At 41.0% G+C, this 20,009-nt stretch carries 21 protein-coding genes; 11 read left to right on the forward strand and 10 right to left on the reverse strand.

The window, feature by feature from the left end; all coding sequences use genetic code 11:
• The first annotated feature begins 234 nt into the window (after positions 1–234).
• Together U2718_RS31720 and U2718_RS31725 are read left to right on the forward strand one after the other, a co-directional pair.
• Positions 235–1,740: an efflux RND transporter periplasmic adaptor subunit gene (locus U2718_RS31720; RefSeq protein WP_341993978.1), complete on the forward strand. Its 1,506-nt coding sequence runs from the start codon at positions 235–237 to the stop codon at positions 1,738–1,740.
• Positions 1,737–2,954, forward strand: coding sequence for an ABC transporter permease (locus U2718_RS31725; RefSeq protein WP_341993977.1), 1,218 nt, complete (start codon positions 1,737–1,739; stop codon positions 2,952–2,954). Before U2718_RS31720 ends, U2718_RS31725 begins: the two co-directional genes overlap by 4 nt.
• A gap of 129 nt (positions 2,955–3,083) precedes the next feature.
• On the opposite strand, the gene U2718_RS31730 is transcribed toward U2718_RS31725, so the two are convergent.
• Positions 3,084–3,266, reverse strand: coding sequence for a hypothetical protein (locus U2718_RS31730; RefSeq protein WP_341993976.1), 183 nt, complete (start codon positions 3,264–3,266; stop codon positions 3,084–3,086).
• A 189-nt stretch (positions 3,267–3,455) separates the two neighbouring features.
• Between U2718_RS31730 and U2718_RS31735 the strand changes: the two genes are divergently transcribed.
• Together U2718_RS31735 and U2718_RS31740 are read left to right on the forward strand one after the other, a co-directional pair.
• Entirely contained in the window at positions 3,456–4,181 is a 726-nt protein-coding gene (locus U2718_RS31735; protein WP_341993975.1) for an ABC transporter ATP-binding protein, read from the forward strand.
• Positions 4,182–4,247: 66 nt separating this feature from the next.
• A complete protein-coding gene (locus tag U2718_RS31740; protein ID WP_341993974.1) occupies positions 4,248–4,649 on the forward strand; it encodes a GNAT family N-acetyltransferase in 402 nt (133 codons plus the stop codon).
• Between the two features lie 281 nt (positions 4,650–4,930).
• Here the strand turns inward: U2718_RS31740 and U2718_RS31745 are convergent, their stop codons facing one another.
• Positions 4,931–5,461 carry an orange carotenoid protein N-terminal domain-containing protein gene (locus U2718_RS31745; RefSeq protein WP_016872653.1) on the reverse strand — a complete coding sequence of 177 codons (531 nt, stop codon included), beginning with the start codon at positions 5,459–5,461 and terminating at the stop codon, positions 4,931–4,933.
• A gap of 218 nt (positions 5,462–5,679) precedes the next feature.
• On the opposite strand from U2718_RS31745, the gene U2718_RS31750 reads away from it, so the two are divergent.
• Entirely contained in the window at positions 5,680–6,051 is a 372-nt protein-coding gene (locus U2718_RS31750) for a hypothetical protein (RefSeq protein ID WP_341993973.1), read from the forward strand.
• Between the two features lie 156 nt (positions 6,052–6,207).
• Here the strand turns inward: U2718_RS31750 and U2718_RS31755 are convergent, their stop codons facing one another.
• On the reverse strand, positions 6,208–6,843 hold the full coding sequence (locus U2718_RS31755) for an HAD-IA family hydrolase (RefSeq protein ID WP_341993972.1): 636 nt from the start codon (positions 6,841–6,843) through the stop codon (positions 6,208–6,210).
• Entirely contained in the window at positions 6,840–7,796 is a 957-nt protein-coding gene (gene queG / locus U2718_RS31760; protein WP_341993971.1) for a tRNA epoxyqueuosine(34) reductase QueG, read from the reverse strand. Before queG ends, U2718_RS31755 begins: the two co-directional genes overlap by 4 nt.
• A 204-nt stretch (positions 7,797–8,000) precedes the next feature.
• Here queG and U2718_RS31765 point away from each other — a divergent pair, with 204 nt between their 5' ends.
• Positions 8,001–8,513 carry an orange carotenoid protein N-terminal domain-containing protein gene (locus U2718_RS31765; RefSeq protein WP_341993970.1) on the forward strand — a complete coding sequence of 171 codons (513 nt, stop codon included), beginning with the start codon at positions 8,001–8,003 and terminating at the stop codon, positions 8,511–8,513.
• Positions 8,514–8,854: 341 nt separating this feature from the next.
• Entirely contained in the window at positions 8,855–9,289 is a 435-nt protein-coding gene (locus tag U2718_RS31770) for a nuclear transport factor 2 family protein (protein WP_341993969.1), read from the forward strand.
• A gap of 83 nt (positions 9,290–9,372) precedes the next feature.
• On the opposite strand, the gene U2718_RS31775 is transcribed toward U2718_RS31770, so the two are convergent.
• The 4 genes from U2718_RS31775 to U2718_RS31790 form a co-directional block, all read right to left on the reverse strand.
• Positions 9,373–9,813 (reverse strand): hypothetical protein, encoded by a 441-nt coding sequence (locus tag U2718_RS31775; protein WP_341993968.1) that lies wholly within the window; start codon positions 9,811–9,813, stop codon positions 9,373–9,375.
• Positions 9,814–10,356: 543 nt separating this feature from the next.
• A complete protein-coding gene (locus U2718_RS31780) occupies positions 10,357–10,599 on the reverse strand; it encodes a hypothetical protein (RefSeq protein ID WP_341993967.1) in 243 nt (80 codons plus the stop codon).
• Between the two features lie 175 nt (positions 10,600–10,774).
• Complete coding sequence (locus U2718_RS31785) at positions 10,775–11,314, reverse strand: phosphate-starvation-inducible PsiE family protein (RefSeq protein ID WP_341993966.1); 540 nt, start codon at positions 11,312–11,314, stop codon at positions 10,775–10,777.
• Positions 11,315–11,404: 90 nt separating this feature from the next.
• The gene (locus tag U2718_RS31790) at positions 11,405–12,370 is read right to left on the reverse strand and encodes a tetratricopeptide repeat protein (RefSeq protein ID WP_341993965.1); all 966 of its coding nucleotides are present in this window, start codon (positions 12,368–12,370) and stop codon (positions 11,405–11,407) included.
• 612 nt (positions 12,371–12,982) lie between these two features.
• On the opposite strand from U2718_RS31790, the gene U2718_RS31795 reads away from it, so the two are divergent.
• From U2718_RS31795 to U2718_RS31805, 3 genes are all read left to right on the forward strand, one after another.
• On the forward strand, positions 12,983–15,031 hold the full coding sequence (locus U2718_RS31795) for an elongation factor G (RefSeq protein WP_341993964.1): 2,049 nt from the start codon (positions 12,983–12,985) through the stop codon (positions 15,029–15,031).
• 375 nt (positions 15,032–15,406) lie between these two features.
• The gene (locus tag U2718_RS31800; protein ID WP_341993963.1) at positions 15,407–16,285 is read left to right on the forward strand and encodes a prohibitin family protein; all 879 of its coding nucleotides are present in this window, start codon (positions 15,407–15,409) and stop codon (positions 16,283–16,285) included.
• Between the two features lie 106 nt (positions 16,286–16,391).
• Entirely contained in the window at positions 16,392–16,580 is a 189-nt protein-coding gene (locus tag U2718_RS31805) for a DDE transposase family protein (protein WP_341993962.1), read from the forward strand.
• A gap of 26 nt (positions 16,581–16,606) precedes the next feature.
• Here the strand turns inward: U2718_RS31805 and ctpC are convergent, their stop codons facing one another.
• Positions 16,607–17,902, reverse strand: coding sequence for a carboxyl-terminal processing protease CtpC (gene ctpC, locus U2718_RS31810; RefSeq protein ID WP_341993961.1), 1,296 nt, complete (start codon positions 17,900–17,902; stop codon positions 16,607–16,609).
• 305 nt (positions 17,903–18,207) lie between these two features.
• Complete coding sequence (gene ispG, locus U2718_RS31815) at positions 18,208–19,434, reverse strand: (E)-4-hydroxy-3-methylbut-2-enyl-diphosphate synthase (RefSeq protein ID WP_341993960.1); 1,227 nt, start codon at positions 19,432–19,434, stop codon at positions 18,208–18,210.
• Positions 19,435–19,787: 353 nt separating this feature from the next.
• On the opposite strand from ispG, the gene U2718_RS31820 reads away from it, so the two are divergent.
• The gene (locus U2718_RS31820; RefSeq protein ID WP_341993959.1) at positions 19,788–19,943 is read left to right on the forward strand and encodes a hypothetical protein; all 156 of its coding nucleotides are present in this window, start codon (positions 19,788–19,790) and stop codon (positions 19,941–19,943) included.
• The last annotated feature ends 66 nt before the right edge of the window (positions 19,944–20,009 follow it).

Genomic DNA, 20,009 nt, shown 5'->3' on the forward strand with positions numbered 1-20,009 from the left:
TTTAGGTGAAGCAAATTACTAGTTGGAAAGGCTACTATGAAAAAAAATTAAGAAAATATAAGTTAACTATTTATAATCTTTCCCCTAGCAAGATTGAACTCACATAACTAAATAAAGTTCCACAAATAAGCTAAGTATTCTTGGCTATGCGCAAATATTTGCAAACAATTTTTATTTTTCTCCCCTATTTCAACCTTACTATCCCTAACGAAAAATTTTTGACAGGCTGCTGTTATGACTGCGTATTTAGAAATTCCCCTAATTGGTAAAATTAAGCATCCCTCTCGGTGGCTAATTGGGCTAGTGGCAGCCAGTGTCTTAGTTACTGGTACAGCTACAACCTATACACTTGTAAATCGGGATGCAAGTGAAGAAGACATTGCGGCACTTACTGTACCTGTACAAGCAAACAACATCACGTTGCGAATAACTGCCAGTGGTAGAGTAGTACCAGTTCAAAGTGTGAATATTAGTCCTAAGCAGCCTGGAATTGTTGCCTCCTTAAGAGTTGAACAAGGCGATCGCGTCCAACAAGGACAAGTTATTGCTGTGATGGATAGTGCAGAGATTCAGGCACAAATCCTCCAATACCGCGCCAACCTAGAGCAAGCTCAAGCGCAACTTGCTGAAGCTCAAGCTGGCAGTCGTCCCCAAGAAATTGCCCAAGCCAGAGCGCGACTGGCTCAAGCCCAGGCACAACTCGCTGAAGCACGGGCAGGAAGTCGTCAAGAAGAAATTGCTAAAGCCGAGGCTCAGGTAAATCAATATCAGGCACAATTGCAACAAGCCACATCTCGCTTAGAATTGGCAACTCAACGAGTGCAGCGCAGACAATATCCGGCATCTCAAGGTGCGGTATCTCGCGATTATCTTGATGAAGCTCTAACGGAAGAACGTAACGCCAAAGACAACCTTCAACAAGTTCAAGCCAGCCTGCAAGCTGCAAAACAAGAACTAGCAAGATTGCGTAATGGTTTGCGTCCAGAAGAAATCGCTCAACGTGAAGCAGCTGTTGCAGAGGCAGAGGCAGCACTGCGACTTCTAGAAAATGGCACCCGTTCTGAAGTAGTTGCTCAACGTCGAGCTGCTGTAGCTGCGGCACAGGCACAGTTAAAAGCCACCCAGGTGAGGTTGGAAGATACATTGATTCGCGCTCCCTTTACCGGAATTGTGACGCAAAAATATGCCAACGATGGCGCGTATGTAGCACCTACAACTTCAGCTTCTTCGAGCGCCTCTGCTACTTCTAGTTCGATTGTTGCCTTAGCAAAAGGTTTAGAAGTACTAGCTCAAGTCCCAGAAGCTGATATTGGCAGAATCAAAGTGGGACAACCAGTAGAAATTACTACAGATGCCTATCCCGATCGCGTCTTTAAAGGGCGTGTGCGCCTGATTGCCCCTGAAGCCGTCAAGGAAGAAGGTGTGACTTTATTTCAGGTACGGATAGCTATAGATACAGGCGAGCAAGAACTGCGTTCGGGGTTAAATTTAGATTTGACGTTTTTGGGCGATCAGGTAAATGATGCTTTATTAGTACCGACTGTAGCGATTGTGACTGAAAAAGGAAATACTGGAGTTTTGGTACCGGATGCCAAAAATCAACCCCAGTTTCGCTCGGTGGTGGTAGGAGCGCAAATTAAAGACCAAACTCAAATTTTAGAAGGAGTAAACGCAGGCGATCGCATATTCCTCAATCCACCTCCAAACTACAAGCGAGAACAAGCACAATCACAAACATGAACTTACTAGAAAGTCTGCAAATGGCAGGTAAAACCCTGCTGTCAAATAAGTTACGAAGCTCCCTGACGATGCTGGGTATTGTCATTGGTAATGCCTCAGTAATTGCCATGATCGGTGTTGGCGAAGCAGGGCAAAAGTTTGTTAATAAACAGTTGGAATCTTTAGGGCCAAATGTCCTATTTATTATTCCAGGTAATCAGGAAACTCAACGTATTACCAGAGATGTACCAAAAAATTTAGTATTAGCAGATGCTGAGGCAATTGCTACTCAAGTACCAACGGTGGTGGGAGTTGCCCCAGAGTTGAACACAAGACAGGTAGTCACATATCGTAACCGTAATACCAATGTCAGCATCATTGGTACAACCCCTAGTTTCCCAATGGTAAGGGAATTTGAAACTGGGAAAGGGCGGTTTTTCACAGATATAGACATAAAGCGCAACAATCAAGTTACCGTGTTAGGTGCAGACTTGGCACAGAGACTGTTTGGTACTCAAAATCCGGTAGGAGAGCAGTTGCGGATTAAAAATAGTAGCTTTCAAGTTATTGGTGTACTAGAAGCGAAAGGCTCTAGTTTGGGTGCTAATTATGATGAAGCAGCATTAATCCCGATCACAACATCAGCCAACCGACTTGTAGGGCGCAATTCTCCCTATGGTATTGCCCTAGATTACATCGTTGCTTCCGCACGTGATTCTAATAGTGTAGATGCAGCAGAGTTCCAAATAACCAATTTACTGCGCTTGCGACATAAAATCACAGGTGAAGACGACTTTAGCATCCGTTCTCAAAAAGATGCCTTGCAAACTGTCGGACAAATTACTGGTGCTTTGACAATTATGTTGGCGGCGATCGCTGCTATTTCTTTGATTGTCGGTGGCATTGGCATTATGAATATCATGCTTGTCTCTGTTACCGAACGCACTCAAGAAATTGGATTACGTAAGGCAATAGGTGCAACCGAGCAAGATATCCTGGTTCAATTCATGATTGAAGCTATCATTCTCTCTGCTGCGGGTGGCTTAGTTGGTACGGTGATTGGCGTGGGTGGTATTTTGTTGGTAGGAGCCTTAACACCATTAGAGGCGGGCATTTCTGTAATGGCAATTACTCTGACAGTTGGTGTTTCTGGCGCTATTGGTTTATTCTTTGGCGTTGTTCCTGCTCGTCGCGCTGCCAAACTCGATCCGATTGTAGCTCTTAGAAGTGCATAATTTTGTGAAAGGTTTGTAGTAAGCGCTTTAGCGCTGAAGCCTCACTAAGGAGCATCGGCACGTTTCGTTATAACATCGGCATGTTTCTTTATTGATATATGTCTTGAAAGTGGGGTGTCGAAGAGTGAATTAAACAATAGTCTTGAATGCAAGCGATGCTCCCAAGGAGCCGCTACGCGATCGCATTTTGCATTCAAGTAAAAACAGGGGGTGCTCCGAGGGAGCCGCTACGCGAACGCATTGGATGTTGAGTTTGAATAGGGCGATCGTCTCTGTAACATGAGCATCCAACCTCAGTAGTTCACTTTTCAAGCTTTGAGCTTCAGTATCCAAGTTCAGAACATAAAATTTTTCACTTGAAACAAGAACTTTCTCACTTGGAACAAGAAACTTTGAGTTCAAAGCTTCAATGTTCGAGTTTAGAGCTTCATCATTGAAGCTAAGAACTAGAAACTTATATTAAAAATTTGTTTACTCTTGTCCTATCCAAAGAATAGCTAAATGACAAATAAAAAATCATCAATCATTCGCCTAGAAAATATCTTCAAAATTTACGGCAGTGGTGAAACAGAAGTAAAAGCACTCAACGATGTCAGCCTCGTTATCAACCAGGGTGAATATTGCTCGATTATGGGAGCATCTGGTTCTGGTAAATCTACAGCCATGAATATCATTGGCTGTTTGGATCGCCCCACATCAGGACATTATTACCTGGATAGCGTTGATGTGGCAAAAATGGACGATACCGAATTGGCTCACATCCGCAACAAAAAAATCGGATTTGTTTTTCAGCAATTCCACCTTTTGCCGCAACTTACAGCCCTAGAAAATGTGATGTTGCCAATGGTATATGCTAGTGTCAAAGCTTCAGAAAGAAACGATCGCGCAACTGAAGCACTAAGGCGAGTGGGCTTAGAAAAACGCCTCCACAACAAACCCACTCAACTTTCTGGTGGACAACAACAAAGAGTAGCGATCGCCCGTGCCATTGTCAACCGTCCTGTATTACTCTTAGCGGATGAGCCTACAGGTGCTCTTGATTCGCGTACTACCCAAGAAGTATTAAATATCTTTGGCGAATTAAATGCTACTGGTATCACAGTGGTAATGGTAACTCACGAGCCAGATGTTGCCCGCCAAACTCAACGTATTATCTGGTTTCGCGATGGTGAAGTTATACACTCTCACTTGACTCCGGCTGACTTGAGTCAGATGGCAGCATCCTAAGTTTGATATACTACAATTTTTGTAGTATTTTGTGTTACAATATTAGGTGTTGCTATTTTTGTGCGTATGCTAACTTACAAACGCAATCTCGAAAATGTTGACTGGGAAGAGATGAAAGCAACTCTCAGTCAAGATAATTTCGATAATGGCAGAAGTCCTAAACAACTGCAGGAATCCTTTGCTAACAGTTATCGGACTTGTATAGCTTATGCAGGCGATCGCATTGTTGGAACTGCCCGCGTCTTATCTGATGGTGTTTGTAATGGTTATATAGTCGATGTATGGACATTTACACCTTATCGCCATCAAGGAATTGCCAGCACAATGATGGAAATTCTATTAGCAGAATTACCAGGGCAGCATATCTGTTTATTTACGGATGATGCTATTAACTTTTACAAAAAAATTGGCTTTTCAGAAAAAGAAACCTGTCTGCAAATGGTAGTTGGTAAATGGTTGAATAAGTAGTTGAACAACATTAAATTCACTTATGGAAACAGGCACTCTTGCAATAAGCAATAGAGAAACAATATGTATAATTAATTCTGTTTGAGTACTTAATAAAATCAATAAATAAAACAAGAACCGAATTTGTCAGAGGAGTTACATGGCAGTATCCTCACTTTTATGTAGTAGTTAGCGATCGGTGTTAAAAAACTATCTACTAACTACTGTACGGGCGGGTTTTATTAGTAATCTCTCAAGCTCACGAAATATCTAAAATAAACCCGCCCCTACTAACTACTATCTTAAAGACTTGATGTTTTACCAGTTTCTGCTTGCGTTTCAATTGGCTTAACATCACTGTATCCCATTTGACCTACAACTGTCCGCAATACAGACATTTGCTCTTCAAAATCCATTTTTTCTATTTGCGAAAGAAGATTATTAATTGCATCAGAAGCGTTGTAATCATCTGGCATATCAACTACATCATCTCCCATAGCTTCCGCCCAAGCATACCAAATAAATAGCTGGTTGTTTTCCTTGAGAGCACCATAGGCACGAGAATGTTCTGTATTTTCACAGTTCACAATTTCTCGCATAATTTGTAATTGCTGTTCATCAGATAATTTGTAATAGTCGGCAAGTAATGTTGGTGCTAATTCTGGTTCTGCCGCAGACGGAGCAGCAGGAGTGATAGAGTCTCCCATTTTTTCATAAACAAAATATAACCAAGCTAGTTTGGCATCAGTATCCAATGTGTTAAAAGATTCTACGGCTTTTTGAGTTTCTTCGCTTAGGGCTTGAGGCGCAGACTTATTGTAACCTGTAGTCATAAATTTTTTTCCTGAGTAATTTTACAGTCCCCATTAAGGCGTAACAAAGTTGAAGAAGATGAATCGCCCTCCCCTAGAAAGAGGTTTGCAAATTTAATCTTGGTGCTTTTATCTATCCGTTAATAGAGGTGAAGAATCTATCTAGGGGTATCAAGGATGTATAGGTTCACTTTGATAGAATCTCGGCAGTGATAGAAAAATTACTAGAGAGGTTTATTATGCCAGAAGAAATTAAGCCTAATGTTTCTCAAGCATCTACTGAAGATGCTAAATTAGCTGCCGAAAATATAGCTAGTGGTGAAGAGAAAGCTCCAAAAGTTGACATGGAAGCAGATTACCAAGCTGCACAACAATTTAGTGTTAGTGAAATTGATCGCACAGGCGAAGGTGCAAAAGCAGCCGAAGCAGCAACTGCGCCTGAATATCAAATGCCTGAAGCGCAAGAGACGAAAACAGAAGCACAACCAACCGGCGATCCCGATGATTATCAAGAAATGGCTAAGGAGGTTGGCGGTTCAAGAGATCAAGGTGTAACTAAAGTTGATGATGACTTATTAAAACAAGCTTTAGACAAAGGACAACCTAAGTAAGTTGGGAAAATAATTGAGAAGAACTCAGAATGCAGAACTCAGAATATTCTGGCTTCTGACTTCTGACTTCTCTTGTCTGAGTTCTTTTTCCGGATTGTTTTAGTAGAGAAGCTGTGTATAGCGCTTGCCTAATTCTGTTAACCTAACTAGAAGCAATTAACAACTATTAATCACTTCTAGCAGTTCACTGGGATGATGAATTAAAAAATAGGGGTTCTGCTTGGCTAATACTTCTGGCGAATTAAATCCCCAAGTTACTGCAATAACCTTGATATTGGCTTTTTTTGATGCTTCTATATCTCTGGTTTCATCTCCTACGTAAATAACTTCTTCGGATTTTATTTGTTTTTGTCTAAGAAGATTATTAATAATAGTTGTTTTACCAAAAATAGTTACTCCTGAATAAATAAATTCAAATAGCTCTTCTAAATCATTTATTTTTAGAAAATCTGTCACATTATCTTTGGAATTAGATGTGATAATCCCTAAACGATGACCTTCAGTTTTAAGTGCTGTCAATGCATCTTTGATTCCCGGAATTGGTTTCAATTCCGGTATTTTATTTTTTAATTCTCCTTTGACTCTTTTAACTAGAAAAGGTATTTTAAAAAGAGAAATACCTGAATAACTTATAATTTCTCTAGAAGTTAAGTTTCTCAACAGAGCTAGTTCTTCTGGAGTGATTTGTACATAGCCAAACTCTTTGGCTAAACGGTTCGCAATATTTACAAGCGCATCTACTGTGTCAGCAATCGTACCATCAAAATCAAAAATAATTACTTTTTGGATCATTCTTGTACTAAGTAGAATGCGTCTAGATTAGCGCGGGCATTCCGTCGTAACATTTCTGGCTTAATTCGCCGCAACGCTGATGCCGGAAATCTTTTATCCCACTCCCGATCTGAGATTTGCGCTAATTCTACCAGCTTAGGCGCAATATTCCCAGGATACGGTTGAAATTCTGTCACATCAGTTATGCGCGCAAAACGCTGATTCCAAGGACAAACGTCTTGGCAGATATCGCAACCAGCAACCCAGCCTTGCAAGTAAGGCGTTACTGTTTCTGGCAATTTTTCCTGTCGATTTTCAATCGTGTGATAGGCAATGCAGCGATTTGCATCAACAACAAACGGCTGGGTAATCGCACCTGTAGGACAAGCTTGCATACAACGAGTACAGGTACCACAATGTTCTGTATGAGGAGTATCTGGGTTTAATTCTAAATTTGTCAAAATCTCTCCCAAAAATACCCAAGAGCCAAATTCCCGCGTAATCACATTACCATTTTTAGCAATCCAACCAATACCCGCTCGTTGCGCCCATACTTTATCTTGGATCGGCCCTGTATCTGCATAATAACGAGCTTGAATGTCTCCACTTAGTCCTTGCAACCAACAAGAGAACGCTTTTAGTTTTTTGTGCATAACTTTGTGATAATCTCGCCCCCAGGCATAACGGGAAATTTTGCCATACTCCTTGCCTTCCGGACGTTGATGAGATGTGTAGTAGTTGAGAGCAACACAGATTAGCGATCGCGCTTCACTCATTACCAACTTAATATCTTGACGCTTAGGGGAAGCCATCCACTCCATGTCAGCGTGATAACCCAGCGCTATCCATGCTTGCAACCGTTGCTTTTCTGTATTTTCTACTTCACCTATAGCAGCTATTCCTACCTTATGAAATCCCAGTTCTAAGGCTTTTTGTTTGACCTCATTGCTGCTTGTTCCCAAAAATTGATTCATTTATCTTATAAAAGTTTGCCAGAAAAGCGGCACCTAAATTATATACTATTCTCTCAATGCATACATTTGCTCTTTTTTGGCTATTGTATTTGTAAAATTTATTTGCAATTTGTAAAGAAGTAATGCAAGATTGAATCGGGAGTAAAAAATATCCTCTCAGTAACTCCCAGCGTACTGAACTAGATCGACTGTGGAGACAAAATTATGACATTCGCCGCTGATTCAACTCAAAGTTTTTTCTCTAGTGCTTTCAGCACCCAAAGTGACGCTGTTGCAGCCACTATAGCTGTATTTACCAGCTTGAGCGTAGACGATCAACTGGCTGTACTTTGGTATGCCTACACCGAAATGGGACGTTCGATTACACCCGCTGCCACAGGTGCTGCCCGTTTACAGTTAGCCGAAGGTTTATTAAATCAAATTAAGCAAATGTCTCATGCAGAGCAGTTACAAGTAATGCGCGACTTGGCTGCCAAGAAAAATACACAGTTTTCCCGTTCCTATGGTGTTTTGAGTGCTAACACCAAGTTGGCTTTCTGGTATGAATTATCCGAGCTGATGGTTAAGGGTTTTGTTGTACCCATGCCACCAAACTATCAACTCTCTCGTGATGGTGTACAGGTATTGGAAACACTCAAGCAACTAGATTTCGGTCAACAAATAACCGTTCTTCGTAAGGTTGTTACCGATATGGGTGTTGATCCACTAGCTGACTAATCAGTTTGTAAAACTCCCCTTATTTCCAACACAAATTGCTCTTTATATTTTCCTATTTCCTGGAAAGAATATAAGGAGCATTTTTTATCTCACGCAGAGGAGCGGAGGGGCAGAGGAAATGGGGAGAACTACTAACCACTTATTGTACAGACGGGATTAATCGCGTCTGTACCCACTAACCACTGTACGGGCGGGTTTAGAAGACAAATTCTCAGTTTGAACGGCAAGATTATCAGCAAAACCCTCCCCTACCAACCAACAAAAAATACATCTTCAGCAGCAAGCTTTAAATCGACTGTTACCTGTAAGTTGATGTAAATATAATATTCTGGAGTTATATTATGCTTTCATCGCAATCGTCAAAATCTGTAGATGATTTAGGAGATTTCACGATTGAGGGGATTAACGAACCAACCGTACTGCAATATTTTCAATCCTTAAATGCAGGGGAATTTGATGCAACTGCTGCTTTATTTGCAGAAGATGGTACTATGCATCCACCTTTTGAATCTGGAATTATTGGACAAGATGTGATCGCTACTTACCTCAAGCAAGAAGCACAAGATATTAAAGCTTATCCCCGCCAAGGAATAGTCGAAACTCTGGAAAATGGGGAAAATGGACAGATACAAATTCAAGTAACAGGCAAAGCGCAAACTTCTTGGTGTGGTGTCAACGTTTTATGGCAGTTTATCCTCAACCAACAAAAGCAAATTCTTTACATCAAAATTAAACTTCTAGCCTCTCCACGCGAGTTACTAAATTTACGGCGATAAAAAATAAATTAGTAGTTAAATGAATTAACTACTAACCACTAACCAATAATTATTAGCCACTAGCCACTAACCACTAACAATTCTTAACTCTTACTAGCTGCCACTTGCTGAAAGGATTGCATTAGTAATCTCCGTCCTAACTCAATGTCTTTAGGAGCACACTGCCAATCAGGATGCGCAGTCATTAAAAGACTGTTTAGAGTTTCTTGATCGAACAAATGCCAGACAGGGGCATTATTAATTTCAGATTCTATAGCGTAGCAATTAGAAGCAATACAGCGAATTATGCAAGTTTTATTAATTCTAGCCAAGGTCATTTGCTCTCCTGGCTGTAACGAGCGAAATTGCTGGATAATTTGCTTCAATTCATTTTTGGAAGAAACCGTTAACCCAGGAAGCGATACTGTTAGATTTTTGTCTCCATTTACCGTAATCCAATACTGACGATTAGGATCTATTCCTTCTAGCCAAGGTAGTTCATCATCAAGGCGATAGCGTGGTGACAAACAAAAGAAGGCTTCCATAAGCAATAATTAAACTTATTATTTAATACTTAAGTGACATCAATGCTGGACACTTTTTACAGTGTTCACTGTCGTAATTATGACAACTAACACCATTAAGACAAGTTAAATTTTTTGATTCACTGCTAATGCCTTAACTAATGTCTTATGACTGGAAAGCAAGCTCCTATATAAGCTGTTTTGTTTTAGGAGTTGTGCTTCAGCAAAATTGGCAAGAGCTAATCACTGTATTTAATATGTGATAACTCTCAACTATAAATCAAATAAATTTAGCAAATGTTATTATTTTGCTTAACAGTTCTTCATAAGACTAAGAATTTTAAGCTCTAACTAAGTTTAAAAGATGAAATTTAAAGTGTTAGTTTATACTAACTGTAGTTAACTTTTATTTTTAAACATCTAGGTATATTCTTATATATAAATATAGAGGAGAGCTTTAATTCTTGATCAGTACTTAACCCAATATTATTATCAGTAACATATAACACATTAAGCCTGGAATCTTAATCCCAGGCTTACACTAACTAGTGATGATTCGCAAAGTTACATCTTACCTTTCTGCATTACTTCTTGAAGATGGTGGCGAATTTCCTGTGCTTGCTCAATATCAGACTGACGCAATTTTTGGAACAACTCTACACAAGGCTGAGAGCCAGCTTCCTGCGCATCTTGGATATAGTTATCGTAAGCTTTAATTGCTTCGCCTTTATTTTGCAACACGGTGAGAAAGTCATACTCTAGGTTGCTAATAGGATTTTGAGACTGTTTATCCGCAGTTTGAGTCATAGATTCTACCCTCTTTTAAGTTTTCTACTTCTCTTCTACCTTTCCTCAAACAGGCATTCATCTGTCGAAAAGCGTATGCAAGAATACAACTAAAGTGTAGGCATGAAAAAATCATGCTGAGTCTTGATGCGCTAATTTGTAGCGTGAAGGTAATATTTTGTCTATCTTCAGGTATTCAACCAAACTCTTCAGACTGACGAGAATGCTCCAATTCAAAATCTTTTTGCTTTTGGTTTTCTTCAAGATAGACAATCGGGCAAAATTTGGTGTTCGCGCTCATGCAATCCATATGTGGTGTTTTAGCACATACAATTAATAACGCACCCAAAATAAATAATAAGCCGCAAATTGATGCAGCCTTAATCCAAGAAATTTCTAATGCTCCGTGAACAACCACCTCTCGGAGCACGGATACAATTGTTATCTCAACGGCTACGCCTACAGCAATGCTGTGTTCCTGTAAGTAAACCATTAACAATCGAAAAAGCTCAACCAAAATCAAGATGAACAGGATTTTGGCAGTCACAAGTTTATAGTCAAATTGTTGTGTAAGGGCAATAAATATTCCCCACAACTGCATAAACATAAGAGCAAATAAACTAAAACAGAGGACAATCACGATTAAATCTTGGAAAGCCTCCATGTTGCGGACAAGCCAATGTCGGTTCAGCCAGCGATCGCATAACAAAAATTGGCTTTTAGAACGCTTTCTCATGAATTTTCCATTGGTACTGGGACAATTTCTGAACACACCAGCGAGTTTACCCAACACCTTCTATTTTGATTGATTCTGAAATATTGTGCCTCAGCGAGGCTGGTTATTCATATTTTGTATCTGTTGTAATAATTGCTCAGTTTTGCTTACCCATTCAAGATGATTCTGAGTTTTGTATAAATCTCTAGCAGACTGTAAAACTTTTGTTGCGTCTGCATATTGTCTTAATTGTATAAAAACTAACCCTGCACCATAATAGGCGTTGGGATAACTAGAATTTGCTTGAGCTGATTTTCTGAAGGCTTCTAATGCATCTTGCAATTTACCTTGGTTATATAAAACTGAGCCAAGACTGTAATGAGCTTCTGGATATTTGGGATTAATTTTTACTGCTTTTTGAAAGGCATCTTTAGCTTGATTAATTTTGCCTTGCTGAAGGTAACACATTCCCAGATGATAGGCTGGCTCAGGTGCATTTTTGCTATATTCAATTGCTTTTTTAAAGGATGCGATCGCTTTTTCCCAATCTCTTTGCTCTTGTCTTACCAAACCCAAGTTGTAATGAGCAACTCCAAGTTGGGGATCGATTTCTAAAGCTCTTTGCAAGTAATCATTTGCTTGCTGGAGATTTCTTCCTTCTAACAGTGCTCCTCCTAAATTCGCGTAGGCAAGAGCAAACTTAGGATCGGCTTGAGTAGCTCGATAAAATGCATCTGCGGCTGGTTGTAATTGTCCTGATTGTCGCAGTGCTAATCCCAAATTATAGTGAGCTGGGGCAAGAGTGGGATCTAACTGGGCTGCTTTTGAGAAAGCCGCGATCGCATCTTCTACTTTCCCACTTTGAACAGACTGCAATCCTTGGTTTAAATAGTCTACAGCGTTTTTAGAATTATTCTGGGCCAACAACGGGCGATGTGGAGCAGGGGAAGAAGCGAAAGATGAAGATGAATAGAAAAGACTGCTGATTTGAAAATAAGGCAGAAAGCAGAGGGCAGAGGGCAGAAGGCAGTAGACGCGTAGTGGCTTCCGTAGGTAGGTAAAGAAAGTTTTTTTCATCCGTTCTGATGTACGCAGTTCAGCAAGGGCTACTTACTAATATCAAACTTAACAGTTCAAAAATACGATATTTTTAATCGAGCATCTTAATTTGAATAGTCAAACTGAACTGTAATGAATGCAAACAACACTTGTTTATTTTCCTTCTATCTTTTCCTTAAGAGCAACCCCAGTGTTGCCAATCACAACTCGCTACGCATGAGTCAAATCCTCTTTCTTTCTGCCTCTCCGAAGCTTTGAACGGAGGTTTCCTCCGCACCCTTACGGGAAGACGCCTCCGGCGTCTACAAACTTCTCTCTGCCTTCTGCCTTGTTTCTTGATAGTGATGCTTGCATAGATTTATTGTTTCGCAACAGTTTAGATTACAATTTATTTACAAATATTTGAGTTTAGTTAAAATCTATTCATTAAACTTAAATCTCTTCTATAAAAATTTGTAAAAATTTAATTTTATCGAGTTTAATCTTACAACAATATACGATTTTTTGCGGCTTGGTTAAAGGCGAGTTAATGTCAAATTAAAGACGGGATAATTCGTTAAATAACCGTTTTGATCCCTGCATCAATTAAGGATAACGCGGCTAGATGTGGCTAACCGCAAGGGAGGTTTTATGAACGAAAAAGTAAATTCGGGTTCGCGAAATGTTGCAATTGTCGGCCCATATTTAAGTGGGAAAACGACTTTACTAGAAAGTTTGTTATTTGTAACAGGAGCTATTTCCCGCAAGGGCAGTGTCAAAGATGCTAACACCGTAGGAGATAGTGCTCAAGAAGCACGCGATCGCCAAATGAGTGTGGAAGTTAGCGCTGCTAGCACCGAGTATAACGGCACTCGCTTCACCTTTATTGACTGTCCCGGAAGTGTAGAATTTGCTCAAGAAACTTACAACGCCCTGATAGGAGTCGATGCGGCAATTGTTGTTTGCGAACCCATCAACGATCGCGTCCTCACCCTTGCCCCCCTATTTAAATTCCTCGACGATTGGGAAATTCCCCACCTCGTCTTTGTCAACAAAATGGATCGGGCAAACATCCATGTCCTAGAAACACTACATGCCCTCAAAGCTGTTTCTAGCCGTCCTTTAGTAGCGCACCAATACCCAATCATGGGAGGGGAGCAGCTAATTGGCTTTATCGATTTAGTCACTGAGCAGGCCTATCATTATCATTCAGGCGCACCTGCTGATCCTGTACCGTTTCCCGAAGAACTTAAAGAAGAAGAACACACCGCTAGGGCAGAAATGCTCGAAGCTCTAGCCAACTTTGACGATCACTTACTAGAAGAACTTTTAGAAGACATCGAACCGCCCCAAGAGGAAATCCTTAAAGATTTAAAAATGGAATTAGGGGCAGATTTGGTAGTACCAGTATTCTTTGGTGTTGCCGAACAAGATTATGGCGTTAGACCTTTACTAGAAGCCTTATTACGAGAAGCCCCCGAACCAGAAACAACAGCAGAACGTCGTTTAAGTAAAATCAAAGACAATAGCACTTTAGCCCAGGTATTAAAAACTTACTACACACCTCAAGGTGGCAAACTATCTTTGGTGCGTGTTTGGCAGGGTAAATTAACCGATGGCATAGTCCTCAATGGCATTCGTGCTGGCGGTATTTACCGTCTCATGGGGCAACAGTTACAACAAGTAAATCAAGTTGGGGCTGGAGAAATTGTTGCTTTAAGCCGAATGGAAGGCATCAAGACTGGAGATACACTTTCGACAAACTCGCAAGCAGTGCAATTACCCAAAGTCGAACAACTAGAACCAGTTTATGCCCTAGCCATTATTCCCGAAAAACGCAACGATGAAGTGAAGTTGAGTAGTGCCATCACCAAGCTGTTAGAAGAAGATCCATCTTTGGCTTGGGAACAACATGGTGACACTCACGAAGTTATCCTCTGGGGACAAGGCGAGATTCACCTACAAGTGGCACTAGATCGCCTGCGTCGCAAGTATAACTTGCCGATGACGACTCACTTGCCACAAGTACCTTACAAAGAAACAATCCGCAAAGCAACTTCATCGGTTCACGGGCGCTACAAGCACCAAAGTGGCGGACACGGACAGTTTGGCGATGTTTATCTCGACATCAAACCCTTAGGACGCGGCGAAGGTTTTAATTTCAACGAAACCATTGTTGGCGGCGTCGTTCCCAGACAGTACATTCCTGGTGTGGAAACAGGTGTGCGAGAATTTTTAGCACATGGGCCTTTGGGTTTCCCTGTTGTCGATGTGGCGGTAACGCTAACAAATGGTTCCTACCACAGCGTTGATAGTTCTGAACAGGCATTTAAACAAGCTGCTCGCCTGGCAATGCAAACAGGATTGCCTCAGTGTCAACCCACTCTCCTAGAACCAATTATCCGTGTGCAAGTAACAACACCTAGTGAATTTACTTCTAAGGTGATGCAACTTTTAACTGGTAGACGTGGACAAATCTTGGGTTACGAAGCAATCCATGATTGGCAAGGCTGGGATAGCATCACAGGTTACTTGCCCCAAGCAGAGATGCAAAACTTTATCGTAGAGTTGCGATCGCAAACACTCGGCGTCGGTTCTTTCCATTGGGAATTTGATCATCTCCAAGAAGTACCGGACAAACTTGCCGAACGCATCCTTGCCGCTAATAGTGGTAATGGTGGTAACGGCAATAGCAAATAATTTTGGATAAATCCAGAATTCACCAATTTGCAAGTAGGGACACCCACAAGGGGTGTCCTTAATTTGATTTTGGGATATGCAACCCTCGTTACCTTGTTACTAGGTTCAACCTGGTGACGATAACTACAGCCTCTGGTTCTCTCAAAAATTTATCATTAGGACTGACGCAAAATTCCTCTAAAATCCTCTTGACTCCGTGTCCTCTGCGTCTCCTGCGGTTTATTCTTGCATAACTCCCCAATGCGGCTTGGGTGACTCAAGCTAGGTGGGATGCACAGAAGCCCCACACTGAGGACATTTCGGCAATGGGTGAGAGAGCAAATTATACTGTAATGGTTAAGTAATTATTGCGTCTTAACTATACAGGAAATACTTATGAATTTTATATTTTCCCTGCTGACAAGCTTGATTGCAATTCTTGTCTTTCTCAACTCAGGAAAGATATCTAGTGAAAAATCTCGCTGGGCAGTTCGCGGAATTACTATATTAATTGGTGCGCTCGCCATCCTCGCTTCTATTTCCAAAATCTTGGTAATCGTACCACCAGGCAATGTCGGAGTCATTAACTTATTTGGTCGAGTTAGTGATAGTACACTCAGCCCTGGTGTACATTTCGTCACCCCTTTTGCCAATGTCCTCAATTTTTCCACCCGGCTAAAGGATGTCAAGGAAAACGTAAATGCTACATCACAAGAAGGATTGAGCTTAAATATGGATGTTAGCCTTCAGTATAAGCTCGATCCGCAAAAAGCAGCAGCAGTGTATAAAAATATTGGTGTGGATGAGAAAGAACTTGTGATATCTCGATTTCGCTCAACCGTGCGGGCAATTACAGCCAACTACCCAGCAGTCGCTGTTTATTCTACCAAACGCCAAGAAGTAGCCGAGCAACTTGACCAACAACTCACTCAACAGTTACTTCCCTTAGGCTTTGTAGTGGAAGAAGCACTGTTGAGAGATATCAAAATGCCGGATACTCTTCAAGCTGCAATTCAAGAGAGGCTCAAAGCAGAGCAAGAAAGTCAGAGAATGAAATTTGTTTTAGAAACAGAGCGTCAAGAAGCAGAACGCAAGCGCATAGAAGCCAGAGGAATTGCTGACTCTCAAAAAATTATTTCCAGTGGACTTACTAACTCTGTGCTGCAATTGCGAGCAATAGAAGCTACAGAGAAACTAGCCCAATCTTCCAACTCTAAAGTAATTGTTGTCGGTGGCGAAAAAAGTACACTACCGATACTCTTGCAGCAACCGTAATAGCTCGTAAAATGCGTCTTGTAATACCCAAAGATCCCCAACTTTTCTAAAAAGTTGGGGATCTGTGTTTTAGGATTGCTATAGATTGATTTTTTACTCCTACTTTATGGAAATACTACAAACTTGGCATATTGTCAAGCGCATTGCTGGCAATTGCGAAATTATCCCCAGTAACGAAGCCACTGGGGATGAAAACCCAGAGATTATAGAAAAGTGGGGGCCTTTTGATTCCCAAGGGGAAGCGATCACCCGTCGTATTGGACTAATCAGAGGGGGCAAATGCCAACCCATATAGATTAAATAATGAGAAATTCTCCATTTTTAATTCTTGTCTGCCCTGGAACCTTGAGCAGCAATTTCTTTGCTTAATACTTCCACAGCTTTAGCAAATTGGGGATCTGCTAGAGTGCCGAGTTTGTCTCGCTCATTCAGCCACAAATCTTGTCGTTGTTTATCATTCAAGTCTACAGTTATATTTGGGCTAATACCGTGCTTATTAATATCTTTACCACTAGGAGTATGGTACTTAGCAATTGTCACTGCTAATCCCGAACCATCGCCCAGAGGACGCACTGATTGCACTAAGCCTTTACCGAAGGTTTGACTACCCACAACAACAGCACGCTTATTATCTTGTAAAGCACCAGAGAGAATTTCACTAGCACTGGCACTACCCTTATCTACCAATACAACTAGGGGTTTATTTGTCAAAGCGCGTCCATTCGCAACTTCTTTTTCTGTCTCACCCCTGCGGTCAATTGTAGAAACAATCCCACCTTTATCCATCCACATTCTGGCAATTTCTACACTGGAGAACAATAAGCCACCAGGATTACTACGCAAATCTAGAATATATCCAGTTACCTGTTTGTTTTCTAAATTTTTGATTGCGTCTCGCATTTCTTTCGACGCATTAGCGCTGAATTGCTTCAAACGGATGTAGCCAATATTACCTGCTGGAGATTGTTTTTGAGAATATTCCACAGGATGAATTTCAATTCTTGCCCGTGTGATAGTAAATTCTTTTTGCTGATTATTGCGCAGAATTGTTAGTTTGACTTGGGTTCCTGGTTCACCTCGGATTAGGGCTACAGCTGCATTCGTATCCATACCCTCGGTGCTTTTACCGTTAATCATGACGATAATATCTTTTGCCAAAAGACCAGCCTTAAAAGCAGGTGTGTCATCAATTGGGGCAATTACAGTCAGCTTTTTGGTTTTTTCGTCCAAACCTATTTGGATACCAATACCAGTCAATTCACCAGAGGTATCCACTTGCATACTTTTGAACTCTTGTGGATCCATAAACCGAGTATATGGATCTTCTAGCTTCTTAAGCATTTCGCGGATAGACTTATAAGCTTCCTGCTTGCTGGTGTAAGACTTGTTCAAATACTCACTACGTATAGCTTGCCAATCCACCTGATTAAAGGTGCCGTCTACGTATTGGCGGTTGATAATTTGCCAAACTTCATCTACTAATTCTTTGGGACTTTCTTCAAATAAAGCCTGTCCTCGCGAGTGAATACCAAGACTAGTAACTGCGATTGTGGATAAAGTCACAACCGTAGCACCCAAAGTAAGCCCAGTACTTATAGTCTTTCTTGCAATCGCCATGATGAGAGCTGCGCCAGAGGGACGAAAATTGTGTATAGGTATGCTCAATCTAACACAGGCTACCACTGTAGAGACGGAGCAGATTTTGTAATTTCCAAAAAAATGCTTGATGATCCGGAGATTGTGGTATCCGACTATACAAAAATTAGAGATCGGGAACGCTTGTGAAGACACGGAAATCGGGAGACGCGGGGACAAGGAGTTGAGGGAGGTGAGGAAGTAATCAAAGTAAATTCTTCCCCATCTTCCCTATCTCTTTCTCTTCCACTTCCCCCTCCTATTCCTAACCCCTAGTCTCTAATTCTTTAAGGATCAATCCACCGCCCGTCTGCCTTGATTAGGTTAATTAACTCCTCTACACCTTTATCTTCAGGTACTTTTTTAATTTCTTCCCTACCACGATAGAGAGATATATAACCAGGGGTTTTGCCTACATAACCATAGTCAGCATCAGCCATTTCTCCGGGGCCATTCACAATGCAACCCATTACTGCTATGTCCAGTCCGGTTAAATGTTTGGTAGCTTCCCGGACTTTGTGCAGCACTTCTTCTAGGTTAAATAAAGTGCGCCCGCAGGAAGGACACGCAACGTATTCGACCATAGTTTTCCGCAATCCCAAGGCTTGCAGAATACTGTAGCAGACGGGAATTTCTTTTTCTGGAGACTCAGTTAGAGATACTCGAATTGTATCGCCAATTCCATCAGCTAACAAGGTAGCAATACCCGCAGTGGATTTAATTCGTCCATATTCACCATCACCAGCTTCTGTGACACCCAAGTGTAGAGGATAATCCATACCAAATTCGTCCATTCGCTGTGCCATCAAGCGATAGGCAGCTACCATCACTGGTACGCGTGAGGCTTTCATAGAAATTACTATGTTGCGGAAGTCTAAAGATTCACAAATACGAATAAACTCTAGAGCAGATTGCACCATTCCTTCTGGAGTGTCACCGTAGGTGAACAACATCCTTTCGGCAAGGGAACCATGATTAACTCCAATGCGCATGGCTTTACCTTGATCCCGCAAAGATATCACCAAAGGTTCCAGAGTTTCGCGAATTTTCTCCCCGATTTCTTCAAATTCAGCTTGAGTGTATTCGGTTCTGCTAGAGTTGGGTTTTTCAAACACATATAATCCCGGATTAATCCGTACTTTTTCTATATGTTTAGCAACTTCCAAGGCAATTTTCATGCCATTGTGATGCACATCGGCCACAATCGGCACATCTTGATAAGTTCTTATTAATTTTTGTTTAATTTCTGCTAAAGCTTTGGCATGAGCCATGCTGGGTACAGTAACGCGGACAATTTCGCAGCCAATCTCGTGTAGACGACGAATTGCAGCTACCGATCCATCAATATCAAGAGTGTCTTCGTTAATCATTGACTGCACCACTACGGGGTAGCCTCCGCCAATGATTACATTTCCAACTTTGACAGGACGGGTTTTTCGCCGTTTGATTGTTGTATCCAAAGTCGATTGACTAGATACAGGATTTGATGTGAAAGGTGGGGGCAGAGTTTGCATAACCTTTTAGGTAAATTTGCTGTAGCAAAAATATCTGATTTGAAAATGTTCTGTTTCCCAGATTGCCATAGTTAGTGCGCCTTTGGGTAACTCAGTAGCGAAAAAAGAACTAAAGAAATTAAAGAGATATTAATGGGTTTGCTTTGATGGGCAAGATATACATTTTCAATGCTTTTTGTTTAGAGAGCGATCGCTATATTTGTGAGTGAACAATGCTTAGTTATAAATGCTATTCGTGTTGTTAAATTACTTAAATATTTTTAACTACTAGCCAATTATTCAGCAAATCTTCCCTGGAACCAGAAAGATTAATATTGTCACAATATATACCAACGTTTTTTTGAGAAATATCAATGCCTTGGGTATTTAATTTCAAAGCAGTTGTGCAAAATCGTATTAGTAGCTTGATTAGGTTTGCTATCACAGGCTCAGTTGCTTATTCGGCTGCAACATTCTCTAACTGGATAGACTACAAAGGCTATTGGAACGGAACTATATACCGTACCTAACCAGTTGACTTTAATATGCTATCTCACACCTTACCCAGCAATTTTTAAATCTAGCAAACTCATTTT

Source organism: Chlorogloeopsis sp. ULAP02 (assembly GCF_038404745.2).
Taxonomy (GTDB): domain Bacteria; phylum Cyanobacteriota; class Cyanobacteriia; order Cyanobacteriales; family Nostocaceae; genus Chlorogloeopsis.